This window comes from Nucisporomicrobium flavum (genome assembly GCF_016464385.1).
GTDB lineage: Bacteria > Actinomycetota > Actinomycetes > Mycobacteriales > Micromonosporaceae > Actinoplanes > Actinoplanes flavus_A.
Genome location: NZ_JADMLH010000005.1, coordinates 449,737 through 460,725 on the forward strand (window position 1 = coordinate 449,737; position 10,989 = coordinate 460,725).

At 71.1% G+C, this 10,989-nt stretch carries 10 protein-coding genes and 1 rRNA gene; 7 read left to right on the plus strand and 4 right to left on the minus strand.

Translation table 11 applies throughout. The annotated features are described in order from the left end of the window. Positions 1 to 42: 42 nt before the first annotated feature. Together IT780_RS16065 and IT780_RS16070 are read right to left on the minus strand one after the other, a co-directional pair. Complete coding sequence (locus IT780_RS16065) at positions 43 to 480, minus strand: hypothetical protein (protein WP_199512336.1); 438 nt, start codon at positions 478 to 480, stop codon at positions 43 to 45. A 158-nt stretch (positions 481 to 638) separates the two neighbouring features. Further along, positions 639 to 1,157, minus strand: coding sequence for a winged helix-turn-helix transcriptional regulator (locus tag IT780_RS16070; protein ID WP_199512337.1), 519 nt, complete (start codon positions 1,155 to 1,157; stop codon positions 639 to 641). A 62-nt stretch (positions 1,158 to 1,219) separates the two neighbouring features. On the opposite strand from IT780_RS16070, the gene IT780_RS16075 reads away from it, so the two are divergent. From IT780_RS16075 to IT780_RS16105, 7 genes are all read left to right on the plus strand, one after another. Further along, complete coding sequence (locus tag IT780_RS16075; protein WP_199512338.1) at positions 1,220 to 1,864, plus strand: dihydrofolate reductase family protein; 645 nt, start codon at positions 1,220 to 1,222, stop codon at positions 1,862 to 1,864. A gap of 143 nt (positions 1,865 to 2,007) precedes the next feature. Next, entirely contained in the window at positions 2,008 to 4,005 is a 1,998-nt protein-coding gene (locus IT780_RS16080) for a hypothetical protein (RefSeq protein WP_199512339.1), read from the plus strand. A gap of 105 nt (positions 4,006 to 4,110) precedes the next feature. Continuing rightward, positions 4,111 to 4,761 carry a hypothetical protein gene (locus IT780_RS16085; RefSeq protein WP_199512340.1) on the plus strand — a complete coding sequence of 217 codons (651 nt, stop codon included), beginning with the start codon at positions 4,111 to 4,113 and terminating at the stop codon, positions 4,759 to 4,761. A gap of 152 nt (positions 4,762 to 4,913) precedes the next feature. Next, on the plus strand, positions 4,914 to 7,169 hold the full coding sequence (locus IT780_RS16090; protein WP_199512341.1) for a SpoIIE family protein phosphatase: 2,256 nt from the start codon (positions 4,914 to 4,916) through the stop codon (positions 7,167 to 7,169). A gap of 114 nt (positions 7,170 to 7,283) precedes the next feature. Beyond that, on the plus strand, positions 7,284 to 7,853 hold the full coding sequence (locus tag IT780_RS16095; protein ID WP_199512342.1) for a hypothetical protein: 570 nt from the start codon (positions 7,284 to 7,286) through the stop codon (positions 7,851 to 7,853). Between the two features lie 48 nt (positions 7,854 to 7,901). After that, complete coding sequence (locus tag IT780_RS16100) at positions 7,902 to 8,507, plus strand: NADPH-dependent FMN reductase (RefSeq protein WP_199512343.1); 606 nt, start codon at positions 7,902 to 7,904, stop codon at positions 8,505 to 8,507. 25 nt (positions 8,508 to 8,532) lie between these two features. Further along, positions 8,533 to 9,927 (plus strand): FAD-binding oxidoreductase, encoded by a 1,395-nt coding sequence (locus tag IT780_RS16105; protein WP_199512344.1) that lies wholly within the window; start codon positions 8,533 to 8,535, stop codon positions 9,925 to 9,927. A gap of 4 nt (positions 9,928 to 9,931) precedes the next feature. On the opposite strand, the gene IT780_RS16110 is transcribed toward IT780_RS16105, so the two are convergent. Both IT780_RS16110 and rrf read right to left on the minus strand, forming a co-directional pair. Beyond that, positions 9,932 to 10,708 (minus strand): hypothetical protein, encoded by a 777-nt coding sequence (locus tag IT780_RS16110; protein ID WP_199512345.1) that lies wholly within the window; start codon positions 10,706 to 10,708, stop codon positions 9,932 to 9,934. A gap of 161 nt (positions 10,709 to 10,869) precedes the next feature. Then, positions 10,870 to 10,986 (minus strand): 5S ribosomal RNA (gene rrf, locus IT780_RS16115). Between the last annotated feature and the right edge of the window lie 3 nt (positions 10,987 to 10,989).

The window sequence follows — 10,989 nt, forward strand, 5'->3', positions numbered from 1 at the left end:
CGCTCCTTCGGCCAGGGATCGCGGAGCGGACCCGGGCGGCTCTCAGCAGTGCTCGGGATGCACGGAGGAGCCCTCGTTCCACACCGGTTGCGGTGTGAACTGCTGCTCGCGACCGTCAGCGAGCGCCTCGACGTCGATCGTTGCGACGTAGGAGAAGTTGGTGTCCACAAACACCAGGATCGACCCGCTGAGATCCCCGAAGGGCATCTCCTCGCGGAATCCGGGCGGCACCGTGCCGAGCGTCACCGTCGGGGTGGGCTGAAGAGAGCGCTGCTGCGAAACCTCCCACAGAACGCGTGCGTCCCTGGTGGCGACCCGCACCCGGGTCAGATAACTCTCGGGACCGCACTGCCCACCGATCTCCAGCGATAGGCGGTCGCCGGCCAGCTGGGCGGTCAGCCATTTCTCGTCCCCGGCGCACCCGCTGACCAGGCAGCCGGCGATGAGCAGCACGGCCGCGATGCGAGCGAGGGTTCGCACGGCCGCAGCGTACTCCGTCGATGGCCGCCCGGCGTGCGCCGTCACGACAGCCGCGCGGCCAGCGGGAACGGCCGTGCCGCGCGGCCAGCGGGAAACGGCCGGGCCGCGCGGCCCGGCGGAACCGACGGAAGGTCGCGAGAGGCGGGCCCAGGAGAGTTCTAGGCGGTTCGAGCGCGTTCGTAGGCCCGGGTCAGTTCGGCGAGAACTCCGTCCTCGGGCTGCGGACGCCCCTCGAGGTGCATAGCTCGAAGCTCGTCCATGAACCTCTGCCACATCTCCGGACCACCCTCCGCGAGCAGCTCCGCCCGGATCGACAGCTCGGGCGAGGTCGGCAGCCATCGCGAACCCCAGGCACCGAGGTGCGCCATGAACGGGACGAGTTCGATCGACGCCTCGGTGAGGCGGTAGTCGATCTTTTGGCGGTGGGTCGGGTCCTCGTGCCGGCTGAGCAGTCCAGCGTCCACCAGCTTGGACAGGCGGCTGGCGAGGATGTTCGACGCGATGCCTTCGAGTGAGTTCGTGAGCAGCTCGCGGAAGTGCCGGTAGCCGCCGAACATGACGTCGCGCAGCACGACCAGACTCCACCGGTCGCCCAGGAGCTCGACGGTCAAGTTGATCGGGCACCCGGACTTCCCGCCGGGTACGGGCAGGCGACCGACCCCTACTGATTGCGGCATGCAACCAGAGTAGTACGGTAAACCGGTTGCAACTTACAACCGGAAGCCGCCGAGGAGGGTTCGTGCCGCAACTGCTGAAGGTGCAGAGCTTCATCGTTTCGCGTGACGGGTTCGGTACCGGTGAGGGGCAGAGCCTGGAGCGCCCCTTCGGTCACGCCGACCCGACGCCGCTGTTCTCCTGGCGTGCCGCAACCGCCAGCTTCATCTACCGCACCGAGCCCGGCGGCACCCGCGGCATCGACGACTACCTGGCGCGCGACTACGACCACAACATCGGCGCGGAGATCATGGGACGGAACAAGTTCGGCCCCCAGCGCGGGCCGTGGGAGAACTACGAGTGGCAGGGGTGGTGGGGCGACAATCCGCCGTTCCACACGCCGGTGTTCGTGCTCACCCACTACGAGCGACCGTCGTTCACGCTGTCCGACACCACGTTCCATTTCCTCGATGCGAGCCCGGCCGAGGCGCTGGAACGCGCCAAGCAGGCCGCCGGCGGCCAGGACGTACGCCTCGGCGGCGGAGTCGCCACCATCCGCGAGTTCCTCGAGGCCGACCTGGTCGACACGATGCACATCGCCGTCGCGCCCGTCGACCTCGAACGGGGTGAGCGGCTGTGGGACAGCCACACCGACCTCCTCGACCGCTTCCACCTCGAGTCGGTGCCGAGCCCGAGCGGAATCACTCACCTCTTGTTCTGGAGAAGATGACGGAGGAAGTGACGGAGGAAGTTACTCAACCGTTACGACGCTCCGGGAGCGTCTCGTCCGTTCGACCGAGTCCCCGTCGGTGATCTTCGATATATCGTCGCGCAGGACATCGACACCGATGTCCTGTGCCATGGGGGATCTCAATGCGTCATCGAAGGCTCGGCGCCGCCACCGCGCTGGCCGTACTCGCCGGCTCCACCGTGCTCGCGACCGGTGCCACACCAGCGCTGGCCGACTCGGGCAAGGTGCTGCCCATCAAGTCGGTCGGCGATCTGGTCGTCGACCGTACCCATCAACGGGTCTTCGTCAGTGACCCGACCGGCGGGAAGATCGTCGAGACCACGTACGACGGCACGGTTGTCGCCTCCATCAGCGGCCTGCCCCGGGTGACCGGCCTGGCGCTCTCGCCCGACGGCGCCAAGGTGTACGGAGCTTTGGAGTCGAGCCGGGCGGTTGTCGCCCTCACGGCTGCCACCCTCACCGGGCCCGTCCGGTACGACCTTGGCGCGGGCATCTACCCGGTGTCGCTGGAGAGCGTGGCCGGCAAGCTGTGGTTCAGCTACGACGATTACGGCCGGGATCCCCTCATCGGCTCGGACGGCAACATCGGCTCCCTCGATCTCAGCGGCGCGGAGCCGGTGGTGACGCTGGAGCTGGACTCCACGGGCGGCCTCGGCCTCTGGTCCGGCGCGCCCCAGCTGACGTCGGCGCCGGGCGACAGCGGGCTGCTCGCCGCGTTCGATCCCGGCACCTCCAGCGGGATCATCGCCGTCTACAACGTTTCCGACGGCACCTTCACGCGGACCGCGGCGAACTCGGTGGGCGGCGGCTATACCCGGGCCGTGGCGTTCACGCCGGACGGCACTCAGGTGGTCGCCGCCGACTATTCCGCGGTCACCGTCGCCGACACCGCGGATCTGGAGCCGGCCGGTTCGTACCCGACCGACGGCGGCTGGGTCAGGGCGGTGGACGTCGCATCGGACGGCACGGTGGCGACGGGCGGGACGGCCGTACGCGTCTTCACGCCCGGCAGGACCACGCCGGTCCGCAAGTACGCTCTCCCGCACACCGATCCCACCACCACGGGCTACGACGAGGTGCCCGACCGGGCGCTCGCGTGGGAGCCGGGCGGCGACCGGCTGTTCGCCGTCACCGACAACTACTCGGAGATCCACTATCTGCGGGTCTACACCGAGCCGAAGAAGTCGCTGCCGACGCTCAAGCTCTCCGGCCCCGCGTCGGCGAAGCGGGCGAAGCCGGTCACCATCACCGGCACGCTGACCGCATCGGTTCCGCTGCCGGCCGGCACCTCGGTGACCGTCACCCGCATTGACCTGGAGTTCCCGTCCGGCAAGCCGCTGGGCACCCGAGCGGTCGCCGCCAACGGGTCGTTCTCGTTCACCGACACCACGTCGGCCGGCGGCAAGGTGACGTACCGCGTCTCCTACGCCGGCGGCGAGAAGCACTCCGCGGTCTCGGCGGCCAGGTCGGTCTCGGTCTCCCGCAAGGCCACGTACCTGTCGCTGACCAACAACGGCAAGACTTACGGGTACGGCAAGACGGTCAAGTTCACGGCGCACCTCGGCGCCACGTACAAGAGCCGTACGGTGGAGCTCTGGGCCGACCCGAGCGGCGGCGACCAGCGGCGGCGGCTGCTCAAGCGGGCCCGGGTCAGCAGCACGGGCTACCTGTCGGCGAGCCTGCGCCTGTTCCGCAACACCAAGGTGTCGGCCGTCTTCACCGGTGACGCGCGGAACGCCCCGAAGACCGTCACGGCGTCCGTCGGCGCCAAGGTGAAGGTGTCGCTGAAGCTCGCGAAGTACTACAAGAGCGGCAAGGTCAGCGGCCACAAGTACCGCTACTACCACGTACGGACGCAGGCGAAGCTGACCGTCGCGATGACCGCCGCACCGAGCGCGCGGAACTCGTACATCTCGGTGCAGTTCTACTACCAGGGCCGGTGGCGCGCCTGGGGCAACGGCTACTTCTCGGTCTCCGAGCCGGCGTATCTCAGCGGCACCGGCTTCGTGGGCTACAAGATGCGGGTCCGGGCGGCGTACCTGAAGGGTCGCTCGAGGTCGGGCGACGACCTCAACACCTCGACCTGGACGCCGTACCAGTACCTGTCGTTCACGAGCTGAACCCCGCTCCAAAATAGGTGCAAATCTGGACCAATCCGGTTGCCAGGTGTCGACGAACCCCCCTCGGATCATCGTTTTCGGCTTCACCGAGCCCGAGGGGGAACCATGAACCGCCGTCGCATCCTGACCGCCGCCGCAGCCGGCGCCATGCTGGGCAGCGCCCTGCTGGCAGCCTCGTCCGCGAACGCGGCCGCCGGCCACCGCGAGACCGTGCACCACACCAAGGCCGTGCACACGTACGCCAAACTGAAGCAGCTCAACCAGTCCGGGGTCTCCGGCCGGGCCGCCGTCACCGCCCGCGGCACCAGCCTGTCGGTGTCGTACCGCGCCACCGGTCTGCTCGCCGGAGCCCCGCACGCCGTGCACATCCACTACGGCGCGCAGGCCCGGCACGAGTGCCCCAACCTGTACGACGACACGAACGGCGACCTGCGCCTCACGACCCTCGAGGGCGTACCCGCGTACGGTCCCGTGGCCGTGTCGCTCACCACCAAGGGCGACACCAGCCCGGCCAGCGCGCTCGCCGTGGACCGGTTCCCGGCCGCGCCGCACGGCAGGGTTCACTACCACCGGCACGTCCAGACCGACAAGGCGACCGCCAAGGGAGTCCGCGCCGGTGACGCCGTCCTGGTCATCCACGGCGTGGACCACAACCACAACGGGGCGTACGACTTCGGCGCCGGCAAGAGCGACCTCGACCCGAAGCTGCCCGCCGAGGCGACCAATCCCGCCGCATGCGGGGTCCTGCACCGCTGACAGGTGATCCGGGCGCGGCCCGTACGGAAGCCGGGCCCGGACGCCCCCCGCCGCCAAGGTCGGCATACGCCAAGAGAGCCCCTTTTCGTGGGAGTGACGTGTGTACTGATGACGGGAGATGATGACACCGCCGGCGGCGAGGAGGTGGTCTGGTGCCCGCGGACGCCGGGGCGCTGCCGGGCGCGGACCTGCTGGCGATGCTCGACGCCGACCAGCAGGGCTGGGTGCTGGCCCGGGCCGTCCGCGACGACGACCGGATCATCGACTTCGAGATCGTCTACCTCAACGAGGCCGGAAGCCGCCTGTCCGGGTACCCGCGCGACGAGCTGGTCGGTGGACGCTACCGCGAGCTCTGGCCGGAGACGGTCCACGACGGCACCCTGGCCCTGTACTGCGAGGTGGTGGAGACGCGGCGACCGGCCACCCGCACGGTCTACCGCGACCGGCCCGGCCTCTCGGGGCACTTCGACCTGCGCGTCTGCCCGTACGGCGACGGCATCGGCATCCGCTTCGTCGATCTGCGCCAGGTCACCGTGACCCCGCCGTCGGCGGCTGGTAGCCGGCTCTACGACGTGCTCGACGCCGCCTTCGACGGCTTCACCCTGCTCCGGGCGGTACGGGACGACACCGGCACGATCGTCGACTTCGTCTGCGAGTACGTCAACCAGCTCGGCGCCGAGCTCACCGGCCACGCCGCGCCGGACGTCATCGGCCGGCCGCTCAGCGCCGTCTCGCCCGGGAGCTGGGACAACGGGCTCATCGACCGCTACCGGGACGTGGTGGCGAGCGGCGAGCAGTGGCGCGAACAGGTGGCGTACCCCGAGGCCGGGCAGGTGTGGGAGCTGAACATCGCCCCGGCCGGCGCCGACCACGTCGCCGTGTCGTTCCGTGAGATCACCGATCTGATCGACCAGCAGCGGCAGCTGAGCCGGAGCGCCGCCCGCGCCGAGCGGGCCGCCGCCCGCGCGACCGCGCTGCAGACCGTCACCACCGCGCTGGTGTCGGCCAGCACGACCGCCGAGGTGTACGCGGCCATCGGCTCGGTGCTGCGCCCCTCGGCCGGCGGTCAGGGCCTCGCATTGCTGCTGCGGCACGACGACGACCTGCGCCTGCAGTACCACGCCGGGTACGAGCCGGACGTCGTCGAACGCCTGCTCGTGCTGCCGATGAGCCACCCGTACCCGGCGACCGCCGTCGCACGGACCGGCCGGCCGCAGTACCTGACCTCGCTCGCGGAGTTCCGGGCCGCCCAGCCCGACCCGGCCGGCGCGGTGCCCGGCGGCGGTCGGCGGGCCTGGGCGTTCCTGCCGCTGGCGGTCGCGGGCGAGGTCCTCGGCACCCTGGTCGTCGGGTACGCCCACCCGCGCACGTTCGACCCCGAGGAGCGCGACACGCTCATGGCGCTGGCCGGGCTGAGCGCCCAGGCCCTGCAGCGCGCGCTGCTCTTCGAGGCGCGTACGTCCATGGCGGCCGCCCTGCAGCAGGCCCTGCTGCCCTCGGTGCTGCCGCGCATCCCGGGGTTGCGTCACGCCGCCCGCTACCTGCCGTGGACACAGGGCGTCGACGTAGGCGGCGACTGGTACGACATCATCGCGCTCGGCGACGACGTCGTGGGCGTGGTGATCGGCGACGTGGCCGGGCACAGCACCGCCGCCGCGGCCACCATGGGGCAGGTACGCAACGCCCTGCGCGCGTACGCGACCGAACGGCACACCCCCACCGCGGTCATGCACCACGCCAACCAGCTGCTGCTCGACCTGCACCTCGATGCCCTCGCCACCTGTTGCTACCTCGAGTTGCACCGCGGCGAGGGCACGGTCACCGCGGTCCTCGCCGGTCACCTGCCGCCCATGCTGCGGACCTCTGCCGGGGCGCAGATCCTCCAGCTGCGCCGGGGGCTGCCGCTGGGCGTCTCGCGGAACGCCGTCTACCAGGACACGACGTTTCTGCTGCCGGCCGGGGCGACCCTGCTGCTCTACACCGACGGGCTGGTCGAGGACCGGCGGCACCCCATCGACCAGGGCTTCGAGGAGCTTCGTACGGCCCTGGAGACGGCGCCGAACCTCGAGCCGGAGGCCGTGCTCGACCACGTGCTGTCCGGCCGAGTCGGACCGCGCCCGCGCAGTGACGACGTCGCCCTGCTCTGCCTGACGAACGACATCCCGGCGCCGCTTCCGCCCACGGCCCGGCGCCGGTTCCGCGGCGAGGCGATCAGCGTCCCGGCCGCGCACCGCTTCGCCGCCGACATGCTGGCCGCCTGGGGGCAGAACCCGGAGAGTGGCGACGCTCTGCTGCTCGACGAGACCATCACCACCGTGCTTCAGCACACTGCCGGCGACTTCGTTGTGGAGCTGCGCCTCGACCCCGGCCCGCGCATCACGGTCAGCGACGCCGGCCGCTGCGGTTAGCGTGGGGGGTCGGCCCGGCACCTTCGGTCGACGGACCTCCCCGCTACGGACAATTCACTTCACGGCCGGGCGAACTGCGTGGCCGCTGTTGCCTCCGCGTGCCAGGCTCGGATCGTGACAGGCATTCCGTCTCAGCAGACCGGGCGGTACACGGAGGACCAGACGGTCGCGGGCTGGCGTTCGATGTCGCTGCTCGCCCGGTTCGTCCAGCGTGGGGGCCACCCCGCGCCGGTCACGCCGACTCTCCGGCTGGAGCCGGGCGAGAAGCAGTACGGCGCCTTCCCCGCCGACGTCTCCGCGTACTTCTCGACCGATGTGGACTACTCCAGCAGCATCTTCGCCAGCGGCGGCTTCTTCTTCACCGGCAGCAGCCGGGAGTCCCGCGGCGGCTGGCGCCCCCAGGGCCGGCAGGCCGTGACGGTCACGAGCCAGCGGCTGGTGCTCGGCGAGGGCGACGGCGAGCAGGCGTACGAGTTCCGCTCGCTGATCCTCATCCAGCCCAACCCGCTCGACTGGTCGGTGAACCTCTACTTCCAGGGTGCCCAGCCGCTGATGCTGCGCGGCCCGTGGATCCCGTGGACGACGGTCGTGATGAGCGCCGAGCTGTACGGCTCGCCGTGGCCGCCCGGCGCGGTTCCGGACGTCGAGATCCCAGCCAGGACCCGCTACGAGAGCGCCCGCTGAAACGCCGAGCGCATCCGGCGGTGACCGGGGGGCCGTAGTCTCGCCGCCATGACCCGCATCCTGCTGATCTCCGGCAGCACCCGCGAGACGTCTCTGCACACCGCCGCCCTCCGTACGGCCGCCCGCTTCGCCCCGGCGGGCATCACCGCCACCCTGTTCGAGGGGCTGCGGACGCTGCCGGCGTTCGTACCGGGCGACCAGGACCCTCCGGACGTGACGGACCTGCGCCGCCGGGCCGCCGCCGCGGACGCCCTGCTGTTCACCACCCCCGAGTACGCCGGCTCGCTCCCCGGCTCCCTGAAGAACCTGCTCGACTGGCTGATCGAGGGCGGCGACCTGAACGGCAAGCCCACCGCCTGGCTGTCGGTGTCACCCCCGGCCCAGGACGACGGCGCCCGTACGGCCCTGGAGACAGTCCTCGGCCACGGCAACTCCCGCCTGCTGCGCGCCGCCTGCATCCGCGTCCCGCTCGGCCCCGAGGCGGTGGGCGCGGACGGCCTCATCGCGGACGCCCGGCTGCACATGGCGCTGCTTGACATGCTGCAGGCGCTCGCCCGCATCCTGACCATCCCGCCGCCGCAGGCCGCCCCCACGTGGCAGGCCCAGTCGAGCCTCTACCCGATGGTGCTGCGCCGCCGCGACTCCGGCGCCTGACCCCGCCGGGCCGTAGGGTCGGGGCATGCCTTCCTCCCTGACGGCGGCCCTTCCCCAGCTCGACTTCGTCACCGACCCGGACGTCCTCGCGTCCCTCAGCCACGACGACGCGGAGTGGGCACCCGTCGGCGCCCCGACCGCCGCGGTCCGCCCCCGCACCACCGAGGAGGTCCAGGCGATCGTCGCGGAGTGCGCCGCCCGGGGCATCCCCGTGGTGCCCCGCGGCGCCGGCACGGGACTGTCGGGAGGCGCGAACGCGGTCGACGGCTGCGTGGTGCTCGACCTGTCCAAGATGAACCGGATCCTGGAGATCGACCAGGAGAACATGGTCGCGGTGGTCCAGCCCGGCGTGGTCAACGACGACCTCAAGGCGGCCGTGGCCGAGCACGGCCTCTGGTATCCACCGGACCCGGCGAGCGCTCCCTGGTCGACCATCGGCGGCAACGTGGCCACGAACGCCGGCGGCCTCTGCTGCCTGAAATACGGCGTCACCCGCGATTACGTGCTCGGCCTGCAGGCCGTCGTGGGCGGCCCGGCCGGCGATTACGGTACGGCGGTCCGGCTCGGTCACCGCACCACGAAGGGAGTGGCCGGCTACGACCTGGTCGGGCTGTTCGTCGGCTCCGAGGGAACCCTGGGCGTCGTCACCGAGATCACGGTGCGCCTCCGCCCGGCTCGCGCCGCGGCCCCCCGTACGGTCGTCGGCGCCTTCCCCAGCATCGTGGCCGCCGGCAACGCCGTGGCCGCGGCCACCCGCCGGGGCCTGTTGCCCACCGCGCTGGAGCTTCTCGACCGGGCCTGCCTGCAGGCGGTCGAGGACTGGAAGCACCTGGGCCTGTCGGCAACGGCGGAGGCCCTGCTGCTGGCCCAGATCGACACCCCGGGCGCTGCCGGCGACCAGGAGGCCGCAGCGCTGGCCACGGTTTTCCGCGACGCGGGCGCCGAGTGGGCGGAGCAGTCCACGGACGACTTCGAGGCGGAGGCGCTGTTCGCGGCGAGGCGGCTCGCCTATCCGGCCCTGGAACGGCTCGGCCCGGTCCTGACGGAAGACGTGTGCGTACCCCGCTCGAAGGTCCCGCACATGCTCGCCCGCATCGAGCAGATCGCCGCCGATCACGAGGTGTCCATCGCGACGATCGCTCACGCGGGCGACGGCAACCTGCACCCGATGATCCGTACGCCACCCGACGACGACGCCGCCCGGGCAGCAGCGCAGTCAGCGTTCGAGGAGATCCTGACGGAAGCCATCACCCATGGCGGCACGGTCACGGGCGAACATGGGGTGGGCTTGCTCAAGCGGCGCGGCATGCGTCAGGAGCAGGGGCCGGGCGTGCTCGCCATGCAGCAGGCGTTGAAGCAGACCCTGGACCCGCTGAACCTCTTCAATCCGGGAAAGGTCACCGGAGCTCCCGACGCCTGACCCGTCAGTTCCGCGTCACGGTGAGGTCGGAGACCCCGCCCGCGGCGTCGATGTCGTACCGGTCCTTCGCAGTCTCCCAGCCCAGCGGCGCAAACACGGTCCCGCCCGCCACGCCGGCATGGGTCTGGCCGTCGACGGTCACACTCCCCGCACCACCACGAGCCGCGACGCGCACCGGCCCGGCGCCACCCACGTGCACCACCATCGTGCTGGCCCCACCGGTCATCACGACGCTCTGCGTCCCGGCCGCACCGGGCAGCGAGACCTCGGCCCGGGTGGTACCCGCGACCAGCTCGACATCCCCGCCGTACGGCCCACCGGTGAGGTCGACACTCTCGTCACTGGCCCCGCCGGACAACCGAACCCGCCACCGTACGTCCCGAGCCAACTGGACGGTCACCAGCGCCGGACCGGCCTGCCCGCTGTCCCGCAGCCCAGCGACAACGGCGTTCCCCTCGGCCTGTACGGCCGGCACAACCTTGGACCCCGCCGGCGTGGCCACCTGGTACAGAGGCCCGCCAAGGTCGGCAAGGCTCACCCGCACCACGTCAGCCCCGTCCACGAGGTGAAAACCCGCGTTCTGTGCGTCGTACCCGTCCCCACCCCGAACAACGTGGTCATCGGGCGCCGCCGGTACGGGATCGTCCACGCCACGTTCGGGCAGCACATACCCGGGCTGGTGAGCCGGATTGTGGTCCCGCCCTCCGTCGTCGGCGACGGAACACCCGGCCACCACCAGGACGGCGACCAACGCACCCACCCGCAGTACCCGGACATCCATGCCCACCCCTGTACCCGACCCCGCCCCCCGCTACACGAGAACCGCCCCGCCCCGAAACGCAGAATGGCCGGCCCCGACGGCCGGCCATTGACAGCGTATACAAAAGAGTGACGCCCGTCCGGGACCTGTTAAGTCCTGGACGGGCGTCACCATCACGTTGAGTCCGGCGGCGTCCTACTCTCCCACACCCTCCCGAGTGCAGTACCATCGGCGCTGGAGGGCTTAGCTTCCGGGTTCGGAATGAGACCGGGCGTTTCCCCTCCGCTATAACCACCGAAACA

Bases quoted from the DNA above. Each gene is read 5' to 3' on its own strand.
- IT780_RS16070 (WP_199512337.1), bottom strand. From the start codon at position 1,157: ATGCCGCAATCAGTAGGGGTCGGTCGCCTGCCCGTACCCGGCGGGAAG.
- IT780_RS16080 (WP_199512339.1), top strand. From the start codon at position 2,008: ATGCGTCATCGAAGGCTCGGCGCCGCCACCGCGCTGGCCGTACTCGCC.
- IT780_RS16085 (WP_199512340.1), top strand. From the start codon at position 4,111: ATGAACCGCCGTCGCATCCTGACCGCCGCCGCAGCCGGCGCCATGCTG.
- IT780_RS16100 (WP_199512343.1), top strand. From the start codon at position 7,902: ATGACCCGCATCCTGCTGATCTCCGGCAGCACCCGCGAGACGTCTCTG.
- IT780_RS16105 (WP_199512344.1), top strand. From the start codon at position 8,533: ATGCCTTCCTCCCTGACGGCGGCCCTTCCCCAGCTCGACTTCGTCACC.
- IT780_RS16110 (WP_199512345.1), bottom strand. From the start codon at position 10,708: ATGGATGTCCGGGTACTGCGGGTGGGTGCGTTGGTCGCCGTCCTGGTG.